The 20589-nt window shown below is 72.0% G+C and carries 19 protein-coding genes; 14 read left to right on the forward strand and 5 right to left on the reverse strand.

Annotated features, from left to right (window positions below; translation table 11 throughout):
• Positions 1–112: 112 nt before the first annotated feature.
• Positions 113–1111 (forward strand): SecDF P1 head subdomain-containing protein, encoded by a 999-nt coding sequence (locus tag SM611_RS25510; RefSeq protein ID WP_371952449.1) that lies wholly within the window; start codon positions 113–115, stop codon positions 1109–1111.
• A 22-nt stretch (positions 1112–1133) separates the two neighbouring features.
• Here SM611_RS25510 and SM611_RS25515 read toward each other — a convergent pair whose 3' ends face one another.
• The gene (locus SM611_RS25515) at positions 1134–2828 is read right to left on the reverse strand and encodes an MDR family MFS transporter (RefSeq protein ID WP_371952450.1); all 1695 of its coding nucleotides are present in this window, start codon (positions 2826–2828) and stop codon (positions 1134–1136) included.
• Between the two features lie 127 nt (positions 2829–2955).
• On the opposite strand from SM611_RS25515, the gene SM611_RS25520 reads away from it, so the two are divergent.
• From SM611_RS25520 to SM611_RS25530, 3 genes are all read left to right on the forward strand, one after another.
• Positions 2956–3609, forward strand: coding sequence for a TetR/AcrR family transcriptional regulator (locus SM611_RS25520; RefSeq protein ID WP_371952451.1), 654 nt, complete (start codon positions 2956–2958; stop codon positions 3607–3609).
• 67 nt (positions 3610–3676) lie between these two features.
• The gene (locus SM611_RS25525; RefSeq protein WP_371952452.1) at positions 3677–6160 is read left to right on the forward strand and encodes an alpha/beta fold hydrolase; all 2484 of its coding nucleotides are present in this window, start codon (positions 3677–3679) and stop codon (positions 6158–6160) included.
• Complete coding sequence (locus tag SM611_RS25530) at positions 6157–6987, forward strand: ABC transporter permease (RefSeq protein WP_371952453.1); 831 nt, start codon at positions 6157–6159, stop codon at positions 6985–6987. The genes SM611_RS25525 and SM611_RS25530 overlap by 4 nt, the downstream gene beginning before the upstream one ends.
• A 260-nt stretch (positions 6988–7247) precedes the next feature.
• On the opposite strand, the gene SM611_RS25535 is transcribed toward SM611_RS25530, so the two are convergent.
• Together SM611_RS25535 and SM611_RS25540 are read right to left on the reverse strand one after the other, a co-directional pair.
• A complete protein-coding gene (locus tag SM611_RS25535; RefSeq protein WP_371952454.1) occupies positions 7248–7622 on the reverse strand; it encodes a thioesterase family protein in 375 nt (124 codons plus the stop codon).
• Positions 7619–8389 carry a methylenetetrahydrofolate reductase gene (locus SM611_RS25540; RefSeq protein ID WP_371952455.1) on the reverse strand — a complete coding sequence of 257 codons (771 nt, stop codon included), beginning with the start codon at positions 8387–8389 and terminating at the stop codon, positions 7619–7621. Before SM611_RS25540 ends, SM611_RS25535 begins: the two co-directional genes overlap by 4 nt.
• Before the next feature lie 346 nt (positions 8390–8735).
• Between SM611_RS25540 and SM611_RS25545 the strand changes: the two genes are divergently transcribed.
• Positions 8736–9311, forward strand: coding sequence for a nucleotidyl cyclase domain-containing protein (locus SM611_RS25545; protein ID WP_371952456.1), 576 nt, complete (start codon positions 8736–8738; stop codon positions 9309–9311).
• Positions 9312–9314: 3 nt separating this feature from the next.
• On the opposite strand, the gene SM611_RS25550 is transcribed toward SM611_RS25545, so the two are convergent.
• Together SM611_RS25550 and SM611_RS25555 are read right to left on the reverse strand one after the other, a co-directional pair.
• The gene (locus tag SM611_RS25550) at positions 9315–9596 is read right to left on the reverse strand and encodes a DUF397 domain-containing protein (RefSeq protein ID WP_371952457.1); all 282 of its coding nucleotides are present in this window, start codon (positions 9594–9596) and stop codon (positions 9315–9317) included.
• A gap of 98 nt (positions 9597–9694) precedes the next feature.
• Positions 9695–10546: a helix-turn-helix domain-containing protein gene (locus SM611_RS25555; protein ID WP_371952458.1), complete on the reverse strand. Its 852-nt coding sequence runs from the start codon at positions 10544–10546 to the stop codon at positions 9695–9697.
• Between the two features lie 371 nt (positions 10547–10917).
• Here SM611_RS25555 and SM611_RS25560 point away from each other — a divergent pair, with 371 nt between their 5' ends.
• The 9 genes from SM611_RS25560 to SM611_RS25600 all read left to right on the forward strand — a co-directional run bounded on the left by SM611_RS25560 (position 10918) and on the right by SM611_RS25600 (position 20589).
• Positions 10918–11502, forward strand: a complete 585-nt coding sequence (locus tag SM611_RS25560) for a hypothetical protein (RefSeq protein ID WP_371952459.1) — start codon at positions 10918–10920, stop codon at positions 11500–11502.
• A gap of 138 nt (positions 11503–11640) precedes the next feature.
• Positions 11641–11988: a hypothetical protein gene (locus SM611_RS25565; RefSeq protein ID WP_371952460.1), complete on the forward strand. Its 348-nt coding sequence runs from the start codon at positions 11641–11643 to the stop codon at positions 11986–11988.
• A gap of 372 nt (positions 11989–12360) precedes the next feature.
• Positions 12361–13734: a cytochrome P450 gene (locus SM611_RS25570; RefSeq protein WP_371952461.1), complete on the forward strand. Its 1374-nt coding sequence runs from the start codon at positions 12361–12363 to the stop codon at positions 13732–13734.
• Complete coding sequence (locus tag SM611_RS25575) at positions 13731–14684, forward strand: terpene synthase family protein (protein WP_371952462.1); 954 nt, start codon at positions 13731–13733, stop codon at positions 14682–14684. Before SM611_RS25570 ends, SM611_RS25575 begins: the two co-directional genes overlap by 4 nt.
• On the forward strand, positions 14681–16399 hold the full coding sequence (locus SM611_RS25580; protein ID WP_371952463.1) for a prenyltransferase/squalene oxidase repeat-containing protein: 1719 nt from the start codon (positions 14681–14683) through the stop codon (positions 16397–16399). The genes SM611_RS25575 and SM611_RS25580 overlap by 4 nt, the downstream gene beginning before the upstream one ends.
• 273 nt (positions 16400–16672) lie before the next feature.
• Positions 16673–19153 carry a sensor histidine kinase gene (locus SM611_RS25585; protein ID WP_371952464.1) on the forward strand — a complete coding sequence of 827 codons (2481 nt, stop codon included), beginning with the start codon at positions 16673–16675 and terminating at the stop codon, positions 19151–19153.
• Positions 19150–19575 carry a roadblock/LC7 domain-containing protein gene (locus SM611_RS25590; protein WP_371952465.1) on the forward strand — a complete coding sequence of 142 codons (426 nt, stop codon included), beginning with the start codon at positions 19150–19152 and terminating at the stop codon, positions 19573–19575. The genes SM611_RS25585 and SM611_RS25590 overlap by 4 nt, the downstream gene beginning before the upstream one ends.
• Positions 19572–19997 (forward strand): DUF742 domain-containing protein, encoded by a 426-nt coding sequence (locus SM611_RS25595; RefSeq protein ID WP_371952466.1) that lies wholly within the window; start codon positions 19572–19574, stop codon positions 19995–19997. Before SM611_RS25590 ends, SM611_RS25595 begins: the two co-directional genes overlap by 4 nt.
• Positions 19978–20589, forward strand: coding sequence for a GTP-binding protein (locus SM611_RS25600; protein ID WP_371952467.1), 612 nt, complete (start codon positions 19978–19980; stop codon positions 20587–20589). The genes SM611_RS25595 and SM611_RS25600 overlap by 20 nt, the downstream gene beginning before the upstream one ends.

The raw sequence follows: 20589 nt of genomic DNA on the forward strand, positions 1-20589 counted from the left end.
GTTGGACATGATGACAAAGAGACGATTCGCGGCGGCCTTCGGGCGAGACGCGGTGCGGGGAGACGTCTCATCCTGAAAGACTGATGGGGATCATGGAGCCGGGGAGGTGACGATGCGGGTCATTCCGCGCCGCAGCAAGGATCGTCCGCGCGATGAGCCTCCCGCGGCGGCGCCGCCGACCGCGGACACCGCACCGCCGGACGAGTCCGCACCGCCCGCGGAGTCCGCAGAGCCCGCGCCGCCCGCCGAGTCCGCACCGCCCGCCGCGGCCAAGGGCGCGGCGGACGAGATCGCGTCCGGCTCGGACGCGGAGCCGCCGCCCGAGCCGATCGCCGATGCCGGTTCGGGCGGCGGCACGCGGCCACTCCCCGCGGGACGCGCCGGCGACCCGGCCGAGGCGCTGGGGCAGGAGAGCCTCCGCGGCGGGGCGAAGCCGGAGGCGGCCACGGCCGTCCTGCCGGCCCCCGACGGCGAGGCGGCGCGGCGGCGGGCGCGGGCGGCGGAGCGGCGGCGGCAGGCCGCGGAGGTCAAGCGGAGCCGCGCCGGACGGCGCCGGCCCCGGCCGCAGCGGGCGCCCGTGAAGCCGGCGGAGGCCGCCGACCAGCACCGGGCCGCGCTGCTGGTCATGGTGCTGACCCTGGGGCTGCTGATCGCGGCCGTGGCGGTGACCGGCGGGTTGATCGCGTCCTCGATGCGGACCCGGCCGGTGGCGCTGGCCGCGCCGCTGCACATCTACCCCGTCGCCCAGGCGACCGCCGGACCGTGCCCCGCCGGGACGCAGGGGATCACCGGGCAGGCGGGCACCGGCCCGACGTGCTACCACCTCACCCAGGGCATCGCGATCCACAAGGTCGCCGACCTGCGCGTCCAGAAGTCGCGGGTGCGGCCGGGCGGGTACGACGTGGCGGTGACGCTGCGGCCGGTCGACCGGAACGCGTTCGCCCAGCTGACCCGGGCGACCGTCGGGCGCGACCTGGCGTTCGTCGTCCGCGACCGGCTCGTCACCCTGCCGCGCGTCGACATGGCGATCACGGACGGGAAGGTCGTCGTGACCGGCTCGCCGGACAAGGCGACGGCGAAGCGGCTCGTCCGCGACCTCAAGGGGCGCTGACCCGGGTCGGGCCCGGCGGCGGTCAGCCCGTGCCGTTCTCGCGCGCGTGCCGTCCGGCGCCGACCGCGCCGGCGGCGCCCGTCCGCGCCGCGAGGGACGGCGGCCGGACGACGCCGTCCTCGCCCGGGACCGCGCCCTCTGGCGGCGTCGTGGCGGCCTTGCCGCGGTCGGCCGAGCCGCGCAGCGGGATCTCCTTCAGCGCGAGGACGGCGAGGAAGCCGATCACCGCGACCGGGATGCCGACCACGAAGACGGCCTGCATCGCCGTGGTGAACGCCTCCACGATGATCCCGTGCACCGGATCGGCCAGCCGCTGGATCTCCGCCGGGGAGCCGAGGCTGCCGGAGGTGCCGGACGGCATCGGGAGGCCGGCCGCGCGGAAGCCCGCCGCGATCTCGTCCGCCACCCGGTTGGTGAGGATCGCGCCGAACGCGGCCACGCCGACGGCGCCGCCGAGGTTGCGGAAGAAGGAGACGCCGGACGTGGTCGCGGCCAGGTCGGTGCGCGCGGCGGCGTTCTGCGCGGCGAGGATCAGGATCTGCAGCGTCAGGCCCATCCCGACGCCGAGCAGGGCGAGGTCGGCGCCGACGACCAGCTTCGGCGAGTCGGTGTGCAGCCGCGAGAGCAGGAACATCCCGCCCGCGACGCACAGCAGGCCGAGCACCGGGAAGATCTTGTAGCGGCCGGTCCGGGTCACGATCTGGCCGGAGCCGGTGGAGGTGACGAGCATGCCGACGACGAGCGGCAGCGTCATCAGGCCGGACGCCGTCGGGCTCAGCCCCTTGACGATCTGCAGATACTGCGGCATGTAGATCATCACGCCGAACATCGCGACGCCGACGCAGATCGAGACGAACGACGTCAGCAGGAACGTCCGGTTGCGGAACAGCCGGGGCGGCAGGATCGGGTCGCGGGCGATGCGCTCGGCGACGACCGCGAGTGCGAGCAGGACGACGACGCACCCGAGGAGGATGTAGGTCCATGGGGAGTTCCACGCGAACTCGATGCCGCCCATGGAGAGCACCAGCATCAGGAAGCCGGCGCTGCCGGTGATGGTGATCGCGCCGAACACGTCCAGGTGGGTCTCCCGCTTGACCTTCGGCAGCGTCAGCACCTTCTGGATCACCAGGAACGCGACCAGCGCGAGCGGCACGCACACGTAGAAGCACCAGCGCCAGCCGAGGCCGTCGGCGTCCACGATGAACCCGCCGAGCAGCGGCCCGGCGACGGTCGCGACGCCGAACACCGCGCCCATGTAGCCGGCGTAGCGGCCGCGCTGCCGGGGCTCGACGACGTCGCCGAGGATCACCTGGGCGAGTGCGGACAGGCCGCCCGCGCCGAGGCCCTGGAACGCGCGGGCGGCGATGAGATGGCCGATGTTCTGCGACAGCCCGGCTCCGACCGAGGCGACGACGAAGATCAGCAGGGCGGTCTGGAACATCAGCTTGCGCCCGGCGATGTCCGACATCTTGCCCCACAGCGGGGTGGAGGCCGTCATCGTCAGCAGCGACGCGCTGGCCACCCAGGCCAGCTTGTCCTGCCCGCCGAGGTCGCCGACGATCGTCGGCAGCGCCGTGGAGATGACCGACATCGAGATCATCGAGGTCGCCATGGCCATCATCAGGCCGGCGAGGATCTCCAGGATCTGCCGGTGCGTGTACTGCGGTCTCGGCTCGGACGCCGCTGGGCCGTGCGACGCCACGCTGGTTTGAGCCACCCTGCCCCCATGCGTACGGATTTATCTGTGCCGTGCATGTATCTTAGGTAGACGCTTGTTTACTTGCAACTCTGTTTACCTGCAACTCGTTGGATACTGAACACTGACCGTTACCGACAGTCCGGGGATGGGGATGCGGGTCGAGGACAAGCGCACGGTGCCGGCCGAAGCGAGCGGTGAGCGGCGGCCGGAACGGCCGGAACGGGCCGGCCGGCCGAAGCGGGACCGGGAGGCGACCGAGCGCCGCATCCTGGACGCCGCCCGCGACCTGTTCGGCGAGCACGGCTACGACGGCGTCACGGTCCGCGAGATCGCGGCGCGGGCGGAGGCGAACGTCGCCCTGGTCAACCGCTACTTCGGGTCCAAGGCGGCGCTGTTCGGCGAGGTACTGACGGGCGAGTCGGTGATCCGCGGCGTCATCGCCGGCGACCCCGCGGGGTTGCCGCGCCGGCTCGCCGAGCACTTCGTCCGGCAGATCGACCAGCGCTCCGCCACCGCCATGTCCCGGATGCTCGACCGGTCGGCGGGCCAGCCGGAGGTCAAGAAGATCCTGCTCCGGTACCTGGAGGACGTGATCGTCCAGCCGATCATCGCCCAGCTGGAGGGGCCGGACGCCCGCGCCCGCGCGCTGCTCGCGTCCACGATCATCATGGGCGGCGGGCCCGTCCGGCGGCTGTTCGGCCTGGACGACCTGCGCGCCGCCGACCCGGCCGAGGTCACCGACCGGCTCACCGCCATGTTCACCGCCGCGCTCGCCCCGCCCGTACGCCCGGAGGCGTAGCAGCCGCGGCCGAGATCGTCTCCCGGTCGGAGCCCCGCGCGCCGCGCCGCGCATAGGGTTGCTGACCATGAGGCTGGGGGGCGCTCTCCGGGCGCGGTGGGGCAGGACGGGACGGGCCGCACGCTGGACGGCGGCGGGCACGGCGGTCGTGCTGGCGGGCGGCGGCGCGTCCTGGGGCCTCACGGCCGGCGACGCGCCTCGCGTGCGGACGTCCGAGCAGCGCATCGCCGTCGTGGACGGCCCCAAGAACGATCAGCGCGTCACGCTCGACACGACGTTCTACCGGCCGGTCGGCCGGGCGAAGGGCCCGGCCGTCCTGCTGGCGCACGGCTTCGGCGGCTCGAAGCGGGAGGTGGCCGGCGAGGCGCGCGACCTGGCTCGCGCCGGGTTCGCGGTACTGGCGTGGTCGGCGCGCGGGTTCGGCCGGTCGACCGGGGAGATCGCGCTCAACTCGCCCGACTACGAGGTCAAGGACACCCGGCAGCTGATCGACTGGCTCGCGCGGCGTCCCGAGGTCGTCCTCGACGGACCCGGCGACCCGCGCGTCGGCATGGCGGGGCAGTCGTACGGCGGCGCGATCGCGCTGCTGACCGCCGCCTACGACCGGCGCGTGGACGCCATCGCGCCGCAGATCACCTGGAACGACCTCGCCGACGCGCTGTTCCCGTCCGCGACCGGCGCGGGGGCTCCGGACGGCGTGTTCAAGAAGCTGTGGGCGGGGGTCTTCTTCACGAGCGGCGCCGACCGTTCCGCATGCGGGCGCTTCCTGCCGTCGCTCTGCGACATGTACCAGGAGGTCGCGACGAAGGGCCGTCCGACCTCGTCGGCGATCGAGACGCTGCGGCGGTCGAGCCCGGCGGCGGTCGCCGACCGGATCAGGGTGCCGACGCTGCTGATCCAGGGGCAGGCCGACTCGCTGTTCCCGCTGGACCAGGCCGACGCGAACGCGCGCGCCATCGCCCGGCACGGCGCGCCGGTGAAGGTGGTGTGGTTCCAGGGCGGGCACGACGGCGGCGACCCCGAGACCGGGCGGGTCGAGGGGCTCGTGCGCGACTTCTTCGACGCCCGGCTCCGCGGCGCCGCGCCCGCCCTGGACGGGTTCACGGTGACGCGGGCGGGCGGGCTCGACTCGTCCACGCAGCGGGTCGTCGTGGAGGAGGCGGCGGCGTCCCGGTATCCGGGGCTGTCGGGCGAGCCGGTCGCGATGCCGCTCTCCGGCGGCGAGCAGACGATCTTCAACCCGGCGGGCGGATCGCCGGCGTCGATCTCGGCCGTGCCCGGGCTGGGCGCGCTCGGCTCCCTCGGCTCGCTGGGCGCGCTCGGCGGGTCGCTCCCGGCGGACATGCCGGGACAGACCGCCACGTTCGACACGCGTCCGCTGGACCGTCCTGTGCGGCTCACCGGGGCGGCCACGGTACGCCTCAGGGTCCGCGGGGACGGCCCGCTGTTCGCGAAGCTCTACGACGTCCCGCCCGGCGGGAGCGCCGCCCCGGCACGGCGGCTGGCGGCGCCGTTCCGAGTCGAGGACGGCGCGGACAACTCGGACGGCACGGAGGTCACGGTGACGCTCCCGGCGATGGACTACCGGTTCGACCGGGGTCACCGCCTGCGCCTCGTCATCGCGACGACCGACATGGGCTTCGCGACCCCCGCCGAGCCCTCCTCCTACAAGGTGCGGGCGGTCTCGCCGCTGAGCGTTCCCACGGTCCCGGCATTGACGACGGAATCCCCGCCGCTGCCCGCCTGGGTGTGGGTCCTCCCGTTGGCCGCTCTCAGCTTGGTCGCCGCGATCCTCTTGCCTGGACGCCAGAGGCGCGGATCGTCCAGTGACAGCGATGTCCCGCTGGAGATCACGGGCCTGACCAAGGCGTACAAGAACGGCCATCTGGCCGTGGCCGACCTGTCGTTCCGCGTGGAAAAGGGGCAGGTGCTAGGGCTGCTGGGCCCGAACGGCGCCGGGAAGACGACAACCCTGCGCATGCTCATGGGGCTCATCCACCCCGACTCGGGCGAGATCCGCATCTTCGGTCACCGTGTCACTCCCGGGGCACCCGTCCTGTCCCGCCTTGGTTCCTTCGTCGAGGGGCCCGGGTTCCTCCCCCACCTCTCTGGCCGCGACAACCTGGACCTGTACTGGCGCGCCACCGGCCGCCCCCTGGACGAGGCCCACCTGGACGAGGCACTGCAGATAGCCGACCTGGGGTCGGCCCTGGACCGGGCCGTGCGCACCTACTCGCAGGGGATGCGGCAGCGGCTCGCCATAGCCCAGGCCATGCTCGGCCTACCGGACCTCCTCGTCCTGGACGAGCCCACCAACGGCCTCGACCCGCCGCAGATCCGCGAGATGCGGGAGGTGCTCGTCCGGTACGCCGCGGCCGGACGGACCGTGATCGTCTCCAGCCACCTGCTCGCCGAGGTCGAGCAGACCTGCACGCACGCGGTCGTCATGGCCGGCGGGCGGCGCGTCGCCGCCGGGCCGGTCAGCGAGATCACCGGCTCCGGCCGCCGGCTGGAGGACGCGTTCCTGGAGATCATCGGAGAGGCGCCATGACCACCTACGACGTCCGGCGGACCCTGCCCCTGCGGGTCGAGGCCGTCCGCCAGTTCCGGCGCCGGCGGACGCTCGTCGCGTTCGGGATCCTGCTCGTCCTCCCGTGGGTGCTGGTGCTGGCGTTCAAGCTCGGCGGCGACCCCGGCCCGGACGGCGTCCCCAGCCTGGTCGACGTCGCCACGTCCAGCGCGCTGAACTTCGCCCTCTTCGCCCTGTTCGTCTCGACCGGCTTCCTGCTCGTCGTCGCCGTGGCCCTGTTCTGCGGCGACACGGTCGCGAGCGAGGCCGGCTGGTCGTCGCTGCGGTACCTGCTGGCCGCCCCCGTGCCGCGCGCCCGCCTGCTCCGCCAGAAGCTGATCGTCGCCCTCTCCTACGCGGTCGTCGCCGTCGTCAGCCTCCCGCTGATGTCCCTGGTGGCCGGCACGGCCGGCTTCGGCTGGGGCGACGTCGAGCTCCCCACCGGCGGCACCGTCCCGGTGAGCACCGCGCTCGGCCGGATGGCGATCATCGTCGGCTACTCGCTGGTCGCCCAGCTCGTCGTCGCCGCCCTGGCGTTCCTGCTCTCCGTCACCACGGACTCGCCGCTGGGCGCGGTCGGCGGCGCCGTCGGGCTCGTCATCGTCAGCAACATCCTGGACGCCGTCACCGCACTCGGCTCCTGGCGCGACTTCCTCCCGACCCACTGGATGTACTCCTGGATGGACGCCCTGCAACCCCAGATCCAGTGGACGGGCATGACGAAAGGGGCCGCGCTGTCGCTTTCCTACTCCCTGATCCTGTTCGCTTTGGCCTTCCGGCGCTTCCGGTCCCGCGACATCGTTTCCTGAATTCCGGGCACAATGAGCGACCGCCCTGGCGCGCTCCGTCGATGACGTCTTCCCGAAAATCGGTCGAACCGACAGTGTTCGTCGCATAAGCTCAGCGAACCGCGCGGAAGCCGGCCGCGTCGGACGCGGCCACGACGATTAAGTCGGGCCCGTTGGGGGGAGATGATCACCATGGCACGGCAGCAGCTCATCAAGCGCCCCAAGCCCCCACGTCAACCGAGCCAGCCCGACCTGAGGACCCCCTCGGGCCGCCTACTCCCCTACTGAAGCCGCGCCGCGAACCGTTCCCGGTCGACCACCACGCGCTCGACGTGTCCGCCTCCCACCGCCGAACCGCGCTCGTCGACGGCCTGGAACCCGAACACGAGCCGATTCCCGTCGACCTCTTCGAGTTCGGCCTCCACGGTCACCCGCGCCCCGACCGGGCTGGGCGCACGGTGGTCCAGTTCGACGCGGGTCCCCACGGACGTCCGCCCGTCGCCGAGGCGGCCCGCGAGCGCCACGACGGCCGCCGCCTCCGCGAGCGCCAGCAGCCGGGGCGTCCCGAGGACGGGCACGTCCCCGCTCCCCAGCGCGGCCGCCGTGTCCGCGTCCCCGACGACCGCGGAGACCTGACCCCGCAGCCCCGGCCTCACAGCTCCCGCTCCAGCCGCGCCGCAACCTCCCGGTACCGGCTGACCGGCACGAGGTGGACCCCGTCGAACGCGCCCGAGTCGCGGAGGGCGAGCACCTGCTCGCAGGCCGCCGCGACCCCGGCCGCCCGGTCCCGCTCGACGGCCTCGACGAGCTGCGCGGGGATGTCGATGTCGGGAATGGCCGCCGCCAGGTTCCGCGCCATCCCGGCACTCGCCAGGACCATGACGCCCGCGTAGACGGGGCCCTCGATCCCGGCGCCCTCCCGCCACCGCAGCAGGTTGTCCAGCGAGTAGCTGACCTGGACGAAGGTGAAGTCCGCGGCCCGCTTCCACTCGGGCACCCGGCGCAGCCCGGACGTCACGCCGACCTGGAACGGGCCCGACCCGGCGAACACCTCGTCCTCGCCGGCCGCGCGGGCCTCCTCCATCATCGCCCGGACGGTCAGCTCGCTCGTCCGTCCGCCCGCCCGCGGCTTGTCGCCGTAGACGAACAGGAAACGCTCGACCCCGTAGGCGGCCGCCGTGAGCAGATCCCTGCGGAATCCGAGCAGATTCCGGTCCCGCGAGTTCAAGCAGGCGATGCCCCGCGCGCCCATGGCCTGCACTTCATGAGCAACGGCCACACTGGACACGGTGGCCCGTCCAATGTGGTTGTCGGGGATGAGGAATGAGTCCGCCACCAGGCTCAGAACCCCGATCTGGTGCCGGACCTTCGTCAGGTCCGGACGGGTGGGCGGCTCGACCTCGCAGACAACCTCGAAACCCATGCCGTGAGCCTATCGAGCGGCCGGCGTCCGGTCCTCCGGTCGGGTGCCGCTCCGTCAGATCGACTGCCACATGGCTGTTAGCAAGGTTACTTGAAGCCACCAGCCATATCACGTCCTGTCATCTCCAGGGAGATTCTCGCAGGTCACCTACGTGGAGCGCGGTTCAGCAGATCTGACGAATAGCTACCGGCGAAGTGCCATGTTGCTAACCGCCCCATGTTTTTCTGCCCAGAGCAGGCTGCATAAGGCAGAATCGACATGACAGCGGCTTCGAGGACGGCAGATGACACTTCGATGGCCTCGGTTCGCCGGCGGAGCGCGACTCGTATACCGCCTGCTCCTCGCGGTGGACCTGGAGAGGTACAGCCAGCTTGACGCGCAGCAGCAGCTCGCCGCCCAGACCGACCTCCGCAGGCTGCTCGACGCCTGCGCGAGGCGGACCGGGCTCCGGACGAGCGACTGGTACCGCCAGCCCGGCGGCGACGGTGAACTCGTGGTCATGCCGGTCGACGTCGACGTCCCCCATGTCGTGGGCGTCTTCGCGTGCGACCTCGAATGCGCCCTCGCCGACCTCAACCGGCACCGCCCCACCCGCCTGCGGATGCGGCTCGCCCTCCACCACGGCACCCTGATCGAGGGGCCGCTCGGCCCGGCCGGGGACGCCCCCGTCGTGGTCTCCCGGCTGCTGGACGCGGCGCCGCTGCGCGACCATCTCACCGAGCACCGGGACCGCGACCTCGTCCTGGTGGTGTCCGACACCCTCTACCAGGACGTCGTGGGGAGCGGCTTCTGCGCCCTGGACCCGGCGGACTTCATCAGGCTCGAAGTGGTGATCAAAGGGAGGCCGTACAGCGGTCACATCCACCACGCCGAGAGCGTCCCGCCGAAACGGCGGCCCTTCTCCCTGCCCGCCGCCGGATGATCGTCATTCCGGGTGATCGCCGTACCCGCCGGCGATCGAGCACCGCAGAATCCGCCACTGCGCAACCGGAATCGTCAAGACGGTGCCGAGGGGGTCTTTGGAGTCCCGCATCAGGACGGAGGCACCGTCGAAAGCGATTTCGACGCAGTCCCCTCCAGCACTTCGACGGCTCTTCCTCCAGGTCACCCGCGGTCGCTCCGCCCTGTCCACACCTTCTCCCTCCAGCGGCCCCGGCCCCCCGATGCGGCTGTCGGAATGTGGAGTCACAACCTTGAATCCAGGCACACCGAATTGCCGTGTCGCACACTGTCAAGGTGAGAGTGTAGGTGGTCGCCGAAGATCAGGCCATAGACGAATCGCGCACGCCGCGTCAACGGCGCCGTTCAGAGGGATTCCGCGATCGTGTTGAGCAGGACGGCCGACCCTTCCGGACCGAGCGAAATCCCGCGCAGCGCCTCGAAATTCTCGCGGTATCGGACGACTTCCTCGCGATAGTCGCGGCCGATGAGTTCTCCCTGCGCGCCTTCGAGATAGAGCACGTCGTCGTCTTCGGGCTCCGCGAACTCGATCAGCTTGAACGGGCCGCTCAGCCCCGGGTGGGCGCCCCGGTCGAGCGGGACGATCTCGATCGTCACGTTGGGGCGCTTCGCCATCTCGAGCAGATGCGCGAGCTGGGCCCGCATCACCGCGGCGCCGCCGACGAGCCGGCGGATCGCCGCCTCGTCGATGACGAAGAAGAACCGGGGCGGGGCCTCGCCCTCGAAGATCTCCTGCCTGCGCATGCGCACCTCGACCAGCTCGTCGATCCGCTCGGCCGCGTCCGCGCTGCGCAGGCTCGACAGGATCTCCCGCGCGTACGCGCTGGTCTGGAGCAGCCCGGGGATGAGGAGGGGCTGGAACTCCCGGGACACCCCGGCGGCGGACTCGAAGCCGATCAGCTCCGCCAGCTGCGGGCTGAGCACCCGGCGATAGGCGCCCCACCAGGCCGTTTCGCGGGCCGCCCGGGCCAGCCCCAGGAACTCGTCGAACCGCTCCTCCGGCACCTCGTACTGCTGGAGCATGACGCGGACGTCGCTCACGGCGACCCGGACGGTTCCGCCCTCAATACGGATGATCTTCGAAAGCGACCATTCCAGGGCTTTCGCCGCCTGCTCCTGGGTCAGCCCGGCGGCTTCTCGCGCTCTCCGCAACTCGATCCGAAGGCGTCGCTGGTGAACAGTGGGACTGTCCGACATGCCCAACACCTTCCCCTTTTGTATGCCAGAGGGCAGAGTGCAACCTTTCAAAGTGCCTAGGGCGCAAAGACTAGTGCAACCGAAGCCGCATGTGTCCGACTTCCCCGCGAGCATTTGCCGAAGTCTGACCGCCAAAGCACGACAGACGCCGCTCAATCACCACACAAACCACCCCTCACGCCGGGGCGCGGGCGTGCGCGTACGGCTGTCAGGCGCCCGTCGTAACGTCGACCTCGGCAGCGCGTCCCACCCGCCGCGACCGGAAGAGAGCTATGACCGGGATCGACTCGAATGGCCAAGTCCGGGATCCGTTCGGCACGCTTCGGCGGGCATTGTGGATCGGCGGAGGGCAATGGGCCGGGAAGTCCACCGTGGCCCGGCTGCTGGCCGTCCGCTACGGACTGACCGCCTACCAGTACGACTACCACGACGCGCGCGGCCACAACGATCGCCGGATCGCCCTGCGCGTCAAGCTCGGCCGGCCGCCCGCGGGCCCCGATCCCGACGCCGCCTGGGTCGACACGACCCCGCCGGAGATGGCCGCCGAAACGCTGGCCGGCTTCCCGACCCGCTTCGAATGGGCCATGGACGATCTGCGCGCCCTCGTCTCCGGACGTCCCGTCATCGCCGAAGGCTGGGGGCTCCGCCCCGAACTGGTGGCACCGGTCATCGACTCGCCCCGCCGGATGGTCGTCATGGTGCCCACCGACGCCTTCCGCGACCGGCAGACGCGCGAACTCGCCCGCGCCGCCGCCGTCGGAAGCGGCGTCAGCGACCCCGCCCGGGCCCAGCGGAACCGCCTGGAACGAGACCGCCTCGTCGCCGAGGACGCCGTCCGGTCCGCCGACCGCCTGGGCATCCGGGTCATCGAGATCGACGGGACCCGCGACGCCGAGGCGATCGCCGGCCTGGTGGCCGACCACTTCCGCCCCTACCTGCCGCCGGAGGAGACCTGATCGGGCCGATCCGAGCGCGACGGCGACGCCGGTGACCCGACCATGACCGCCATCGGGATGCTCCAGTACCTGGCGCCCCCGGAACCGCGTGAACGGGCTAAAGTGCCGGACGTCATATGCCGGATTCGAGGAGTCCCGTTGCGTATTGTCACCGTCAGCCTGCTGGGAACGACGCTGATCGCGGCCGGGATGCTCGCCCCGGCGACGGGCCAGGCGACGTCCACGGGGCACGGTGGCATCGCGGTCGAGCCGGGCACGGTGCGGCCGGGCGAGCGGGTCCGGGTCTCGGTGCCGGGGTGCGCGGGGGCGCGGGTGGCGTCCGAGGTGTTCGCCGGACGGGCCGTGGACGGCACGGCGACCGTGAAGCCGGACGCGACGCCGAGCACCTACGCGGTCGTGGCGCACTGCGGGTCGCGGAAACTGACCGGCGAGGTGCGGGTCGCGGGACGGCTGGCGTGGCCGGATCTGCTGCCGTCCCACCACTGACCGGCAATTCGGATAAAGCGGGATAATTTACGCGGGGTGACCATTGTCACTCCGCGTATTCGACGTCTGACGTGAAGCGCTCTCTGGGGTGCCACCTGGGCGGACGCAGTCAATCTGTCCCAACAAGCGAGACAACCCGTCCAGCAAGTGACGAACGCCACTCTCACCGGACTGATATTTCCTACCTACCTACCCTTGATCGCGTCAATTGATCATGTGATACTCCCACAGATATCTACAAATCGCCCAAGCAGCCCAGACGTCTACAGAAAACTCGAATCGCTCCCCTCTGCTCCGCCCGCACACCCGTGCGCGGCGGTCACGGCAGAGGGGTGATTGCTTTCAACCTCACCCATGAGGGGGCAGTCGGAAGTGTCCGTCGACGTTGACGCCGTTCCGGTCCGCAGAGCGAGGAACTTTCCGCTCTACCGCACGGTCTCCAAGCTCGTCCGCGATCCGCTTCGGGAGATCCTCCGCATCAGCACCGCCGCGGGGGGCGAGATAGCCCGGCTCGACCTCGGCGCCTCCCACCCCTACCTGGTGACCCATCCCGACCACGTCCAGCAGGTACTGCGGGGGGACTCGCAGAACTTCGTCCGGGACGGCACGTTCTGGCGCCCCCTGCACGGCCTGTTCGGGGACAGCATCATGTCCGAGTACGCCGAGTGGGAGCTGAGCAAGCGGATCCTGCAGCCGGTGTTCTCGACCCGCACCATCAGGGCGCTCAGCGACCACATGGCCCGCGCGATCAACGAGGCCGTCCGGCAGCTGGACGGGCCGGCGCGCGACGGCAGGCCCATCGAGGTGCTGCCGGAGATGGGGCGCATCGTCCACGACACCGTGATCAAGGTGCTGTTCGGCGACAAGATCCGGCAGGCGGAGGCCGACCGGATGATCCCCGCCATGGAGCGGCTGGCCACCTCGATCGCGTTCCGCTTCCTGCTGCCGTTCGTCCCGAAGTCGATCCCGCTGCCCGGCGACCGCGCGTTCGCCGAGGGGCTCACCGTGATGGACGAGACGCTCAACGAGCTCGTCGAGCGGTTCCGCTACGACGCCGGCGAGGGCTACGACATCTTCACGGCGCTGTGCAAGGCCCGGATGACCGAGGGCAGCGGGCTGGACGACCAGTGGGTGCGCGACAACCTGCTCGCCATGTGGGCCACCAGCACCGAGACGACGACCGTGGCCCTGACCTGGCTGTGGCCGATGCTCGACCGGCATCCCGAGGTGACCGACCGGCTCCGCGCCGAGATCGCCGGGGTCGTCGGGGACCAGGACGTCCGGCCCGAGCATCTGCACCGGCTGCCGTACGTGAAGCAGGTCGTCCAGGAACTGCTGCGGCTGTACCCGGTCGGCTGGATCTTCCCCCGCATCGCGCTCGCCGACACGAACATCGGCGGCGTCCCGATCAAGGCCGGGCAGACCGTCCTGGTGAGCCCGTTCCTCACGCACCGGCTCGAATCGGTGTGGGACCGCCCGCTCGAATTCGACCCCGAGCGCTTCACCGCCGAGGCGAACCGCACCCGCCACCGCTACGCCTATTACCCCTTCGGGGGCGGACCGCACCAGTGCATCGGGCGGCACGTGTTCAACATGGAGGCCGAGCTCATCCTCACCGCCATCCTGAGCCGGTACCGCCCGTCGCTGGTGCCGACGGAGAGCCCGGTGGAGGCGCGGATCGGCGCGACCCTGCGGCCCGACCAGCCGCTCTTCCTGAAGCTGGAGCCCACGGAGCGGGCGCGATGACGGAGACCGCGTCCGACGAGCTCACCGACCCTCCCCATCCGGACCTGCGCAGGACCGCGGCGGCGCCCCCCGCCCCGGTCACTCCGGCGCTGGAGGCCGGGACGATCTGCGCCGTCGCGGGCCAGGCGCAGCGGCAGATGCGCGGCTGGGCGGCCGAGCACCCCGCCCTGTACGACGCGAAGGCGTTCGACCCGGCGCTGTTCAGCACGCTCGCGCTCGCGGCGGCGTTCAGCGGCCCCGGACTCGGCGCCGACCGGCTGCGCATGGCCAACCGGGTCTGCCTGTGGTGCTTCGGCCTCGACTGGCTGATCGACTACTCCGCGTCGTCCAGCGCGGAGGTCGCGGACCTCGTCCAGCTGTGCGCGCGCGTCGCCGACGGGGCGCCGGCCCCCGGCGGCGACTCCCCGGCGGACGAGCTGGCGCGGTTCCTCGCCGAGGTCCGCACCGAACTGGAGGCCGAGCCCGCCTATCCGGAGCTCCGGGACGTCTGGCGGGACGAATTCCAGCGGGTGCTCGACGCCATGGCGCTCGAATGGGACTGGAAGGCCGCGCGGGGCCGGGGCGAGCGCGGGCCGTCGTTCGAGGAGTACCTCGCGAACGCCGACAACCTCGGATTCTCGTTCGTGCTCGCGTCGCACTGGATCGCGTCGGGCGGCGGTGGGACCGTTCCGGTGGTCCGCGAGGCGAGCCGGGCCGTCCAGCGGGTGATCCGGCTGCTGAACGACCTCGGCACCTATGAGCGCGACGTCCAGTGGGGCGACCTCAACGGCCTGCTGCTCGACCGGACGCGGGCCGAGGTCGAGGAACGGATCGCGGAGCTGACCGGCGAGGCCCGGACGCTGCTCCGCGACGCCGCGCGAAGCGCACCGGAACTGGCGCGGTACATGGAACGGCAGATGGACTTCTGCGCGGGCTTCTACGGAGTGACCGACTTCTGGGGCGCCCTGTGAGCGTCGACGACCGCCCGGTGCCGCGGACCGCCGTCCCGTCCCAGCGGCTTCCGTCCGCGCGCGCCGTCGACACGGCGGGCGAGGCGCGCGCGCTGATCGACGGGCTCGTCGCCCGCCCGTGGGGACAGGTCTCGCCGTCGGTGTACGAGACCGGACGGGTGGTGACGTTCGCGCCCTGGCTGAGCGGCCACGACCGGCGGCTCTCCTACCTCCTCGAAACGCAGCGGCCCGACGGCGTCTGGGGAGCGCCGGCCGACGGGTACGCCCTCGTCCCGACGCTGAGCGCGGTCGAGGCCCTGCTCACCGAGCTGACCGGTGAGCACCGGCCGGCGCGCGACGGCGTGGCCGCCGTGCACCGCGGCTGGCTGGTGCGGTCGGCCGCCGCCGGGCTGCGGGCGATCGAGGCGCGGATGTGCGGGTCCGCCGCGGCGTCCATGGAGCTGCCCGACCTGCCCGCCATCGAGCTGATCGCGCCCGCCCTGACCGGGCGGATCAACGCGTCGCTGGCGCGGCTCGCCGACCGTCCGGTGCACGGGCTGGCCGCATGGGCGGGCCGCGAGCTCGGCCCCCCGGCGGGGCTGGGCGGGACGAAACTGGAGTTCGTCCGGGCGCTGCTCCGCTCCGGCACCGACGTGCCCCGCAAGCTGCTGCACGCCCTGGAGATCGCCGACGGCGAGCCGGCCGGGCCGCCGCGGCTGCGGCCCGAGCCGACCGGCACGATCGGCGCGTCGCCCGCGGCGACCGCGGCCTGGCTGAGCGCGCGGGCGCCGGACGACCCGAGCAGCCCCGCCCGCTGGTACCTGGAGACCGTGGTGGCGCAGCACGGCGGGCCCGTGCCGTGCGGGTTCCCGCTGACGGTGTTCGAGCGCGGCTGGGTGCTGGCCTGGCTGATCCGCGCGGGCATCCCGGTCACCGTCCCCCCCGAGCTCGTGCTGAGCCTGACCGCGCCGCTCGGCCCGGCGGGCACACCTGCGGCGGACGGCCTGCCGGCGGACGCCGACACCACCGCCGGCGCCCTGTACGCGCTGGCGCTGCTCGGCGCGCACCACCGGCCGGACCCCCTCTACGCGTACGAGACGGACACCCACTTCTGCACCTGGCAGGGCGAGGAGGGCGCGTCGGTCACGACGAACGCGCACGTCCTGGAGGCGTTCGGGCAGTACCTCGCCGCGAGCGACCGCGCGGCCGGCGACCGCGGCGGAGGAGCCTCCGGCACGGACACCGCCCGCTACGCCGCGACCGTCGTCAAGGTCGCGGGGTGGCTCCGCGGGCAGCAGCGGCCCGACGGCAGCTGGGCCGACCGCTGGCACGCCTCCCCGCACTACGCGACGGCGTGCGCCGCCGTGGCGCTGGCGGGCTTCGGCGGACCCGCGTCGGACGCCGCGGTCGACGCCGCCAGGGCGTGGGTCCTCGCGTCGCAGCACCCGGACGGCTCGTGGGGCGGCTGGGGCGGGACGCCGGAGGAGACGTCCTACGCGGTCCAACTCCTGCTGCTGACCGGCCGGCCCCTCGACGCGGCCGCCAAGGACGCCGTCGAAAGGGCCCTCCCGACGCTTCTCCACTCGCTGACCAGCGCGGACGGCGGCGGCGCGGACGAGCCCGCGCTCTGGCATGACAAGGACCTCTACCGGCCCGCGGCGATCGTCCGGGCGGGGGTGCTGGCGGCGCTGCATCTGGCGGGGGCGGCACCCGCCGCCGAGGCAATGTTCGGTTGAGGTGAAATTAACCACATCTTGCTATGCGGACACGCTCACCGAATGCGGGAAAACGCTCGGCGTTGACGATTCACCTTGAGTGGCTATGGCCGTGTTGCTAGTCTTCTAAGCCGTATGTAACGGCGGCCTGCCGTCGCCCTTGCAACCCACCACACCCCGTGACCCGCTCCTTCTTAACAAGGTAGAAGCGGGTTGCGAGCCATTTCATACATTGTTGGGGCGATACTAATGCGCTTCCGCAACTCGCGCCTGAGAACCAAGATCACGGCCCTGTTGCTCTCCCTCGTCGCGCTCTGGGTTTTCGCGGCGTGGGTGACCCTGCGCGAAGGCGTGAACCTGCTCGGCGTCAGCACGCTGGACAGCGCCCTCGCACAGCCGACCGACCCGCTGCTCGCCGACCTCCAGCGGGAGCGCAGGCTGTCGATGGTGCAGCTCGCGAGGCCCGGCCCCACCGCGCGGGCCGCGCTGAACGCGCAGCGCGTCCAGACCGACAAGACGCGGGCGGAGGCCGTCCGGCTCGCCCGCGGCGGCAACGTCGGGCGGTTCGGCGGCGACGTCCTCGAACGGCGCGTCGACCAGATGCTGGACCGGCTGAAGGCCGTCGACGCCACCCGGACCGCGGTCGACGCCGGGACCGCCGACCGCGCCCGCATCGCCGCCGGATATTCCGAAGTCGTCGAGTCCATTTTCCGGGTCTACGATTCGCTGGCCACGCTGGACGACAAGGATTTCGCCCGCGACACCCGGACGCTGCTCGAGCTCAACCGCATGTGGGAACTCCTTTCCCAGGAGGACGCGCTGATGGCGGGCTCTCTCGCGGCCGGCCGCATCACCCAGTCCGAGCTCATCGCGTTCACCCAGACGGTGGGCACCCGGCGGCGCAACACCGCGCAGGCGCTCGTCACGGTCCAGGACTCCGACCGCGCCCTGTACGCGGGGCTGACGAAGAACGCGCGGCTCAGCAAGATCCAGGGCCTCGAAGACGAGATCATGCAGAACCGGCGGGCCTTCTCGCCGCAGCAGTCCCGCGGCGCCCCGCGGGTGCCGCTGACCGCCGAGCAGTGGAACGCCGCGGCCGAGCCCGCGCTCGGCGACATGCGCCACCAGATCCAGTCGTCCGGTGACCGGCTGGTCGACCGCGCCACGCCGATCGCCGCCGGCGTGATCATCCGGCTGCTGCTGGCCGGCGGCCTCGGGCTCATCGCGGTCATCGCGTCCATCGTCGTGTCCATCACCACCGCCCGCGCCCTCGTCCGGCAGCTCGAACGGCTGCGCAACGCGGCCTGGGAGCTGGCCGAGCAGCGGCTGCCCAGCGTCGTCGAGCGGCTCGGGCACGGCGAGAAGGTGGACGTCGCCGTCGAGGCGCCGCCGCTGCGGTTCGGCAGCGACGAGATCGGGCAGGTGGGACGCGCGTTCAACGCCGTCCAGGAGACCGCGATCCGCACCGCCGTCGAGCAGGCGGAACTGCGCCGCGGCATCCGGGACGTCCTGCTGAGCCTGGCCCGCCGCACCCAGACGCTCGTACACCGGCAGCTCACCATGCTGGACGCCATGGAGCGCCGCCGCGACATCGAGGTCAAGGAGCTGGAGGAGCTGTTCCGGCTCGACCACCTCGCGACCCGCATGCGGCGCAACGCCGAGAACCTGATCGTGCTGTCCGGCGCGCTGCCCGCCCGCGGCTGGCGCAACGCGGTGCCCATGGTGGACGTCATCCGCGCCGCGGTCGGCGAGGTCGAGGACTACACCCGCGTCACCGTCCTGCCGTTCGGCCCGGTCGAGCTGGCCGGACGCGCCGTCGGCGACGTCACCCACCTGCTCGCCGAGCTGATCGAGAACGCGGTGTCGTTCTCCCCGCCCGACACCGTCGTGCAGATCGGCGGGCACCTCGTCGCCAGCGGCTTCGCCATCGACATCGAGGACCGCGGGCTCGGCATGACCGACGAACGGCTCGCCGAGATCAACGAGCGGATCGCGAACCCGCCCGACTTCAACCTGCAGAGCTCGGTCCAGCTCGGCCTGTTCGTGGTCAGCAAGCTCGCCGAGCGGTACAACCTTCAGGTGTCGCTGAAGCGGTCCGCGTACGGCGGCACCACCGCCGTCATCGTCATCCCCCGCGAGCTGATCGTCGAGCAGGGCCCCGCCCCCGTCGCCGCGGGCACCACCACCCGGAACGGGCTGGAGGTGCGGCGCCCGGCCACCGTCGGCGCCGCGACCTCGACCACCGGCGAGCACGCGGCGCCCGGCGCCACCGCGACGCTGTCCCCGGCGAGCACCGGCCCGCAGCAGGCCGGCCCCGCGCTGGTGGCGGTGCCGCCGCCCGCGTCCGAGCCGGCCCCGTCCGAGGCGTCCGCACCGGCGATCGGCGGGAACGGCGCGAACGGTGCGAACGGCGCCGCACCCCAGGCAGACCCCGAGGCCCCGAGGCCGGAACCGACCGCCGGGCGGCACGACGCGCCGGCGGGCGGGGAACGCCCCGACACCCCCCAGCCGGAGGACCAGCCACCCGTGCCCGACATCTCCATCACCCCGTCCGGCCTGCCCGTCCGGGTACCGCAGGCCAACCTCGCCGAGCCCCTGCGCAGCGACGAGACCGCCGAGGACGAGCAGGAAGAAGAACAGGAACTCCCGGCCCGCTCCCCCGCTGAGATCCAGCGGATCATGGGCTCATACCAGCGCGGCACCCGGCAGGGCCGCTCGGACGCCGCCCGTACCGAAGACGCCGACAAAGCAGCGGAAGGCGAGGAAGATCAGTGACACAGAAGACCGGTTCCCCCTCCGATCTGGGCTGGTTGCTGGACGACCTGGTGCACCGGCTGCCGCATACCCGAACGGCGGTGGTCCTGTCCGCGGACGGCCTGCTCATGGCGTCCTCGGAGGGCATGTCGCAGGACGACGGGGAGCACCTGGCCGCCGTCGCCGCCGGCATCCAGAGCCTCGCCAAGGGGGCCGGCACCCGCTTCGGCGGCGGCCCCGTCCGGCAGACGATCATCGAGATGGCCACGGCGTTCCTGCTGGTCACGGTGGCGGGCAAGGGGGCCTGCCTGGCGGTGCTGGCCGATGAGGACGCCGACGTCGGCCTCATCGCCTACGAGATGGCGATGCTGGTGACGGCAATGGGCCACCACCTCACCTCCCCGTCGCGCTCCGAGTCCGCTGGGGAGGGACGGCCGGCATGATGCCCCCCGAGGAACCCGTACCGGAACCCTGGGCGGACGATCCGGCGCCGCGGCCGGCCGCCGACCGGCTGCTGGACGACCAGGCCGGCCCGATGGTGCGGCCGTACGTGATGACCAGCGGCCGCATCGAGCCGACCCGCGGCAGGTTCGACCTGATCACCCTGGTGGTGGCGGTCGGACCCGAACCCGAGGGCGCGATCGGCCTCGGGCCCGAGCACCTCGCCATCATCCGGCTCTGCCAGAACGTCATGTCGGTCGCCGAACTCACCGGGCACCTCGACCTGCCGGTCGCGACCGTGCGGGTGATGCTCGGCGACCTGCTCGACAAGGGGTTCGTCTCCATGCAGGAACCCGAACCGGAGGCGGACATGCACGACATCAGGCTCTACAAGGCGGTGATCGATGGTCTCCGGGCCCTCTAGGGGCGTGCGCGCCCGCCGGCTCCCCACCGCGGTCAAGATCGTGATCGCGGGCGGCTTCGGGGTCGGGAAGACCACCATGGTCGGCACGGTCTCCGAGACCGCGCCGCTGCGGACCGAGGAACTGCTCACCGACCAGGGCGTCGGCATCGACGACATCTCCGGAGTGGAGCGCAAGAGCACCACCACGGTCGCGATGGACTTCGGCCGCATCACGATGCAGAACGAGTACGTCCTGTACCTGTTCGGCACCCCCGGCCAGGAGCGCTTCTGGTTCATGTGGGACGAGGTCGCCCTCGGCGCGCTCGGCGCCGTCGTCCTCGCCGACACCCGCCGCCTGTCCGACTGCTTCCCGTCGGTCGACTACTTCGAGCGCCGCGGCACCCCGTTCATCGTCGCCGTCAACTGCTTCGAGGGCGCCAAGCGCTACGACCTCGCGGAGATCCAGATGGCCCTCAACCTGGGTCCCAAGGTCCCCGTGATGCTCTGCGACGCCCGCAGCCTCAGCTCGTGCAAGGAGGTCCTCATCGACCTCGTCCTGCACGCCATGAAGGTCCGCGGCCTCACCGAGGAACCCGAACCCCAGAACGTCTGA

It is taken from the genome of Actinomadura monticuli, from assembly GCF_041463655.1.
In the GTDB taxonomy this organism is placed as follows: domain Bacteria; phylum Actinomycetota; class Actinomycetes; order Streptosporangiales; family Streptosporangiaceae; genus Spirillospora; species Spirillospora monticuli.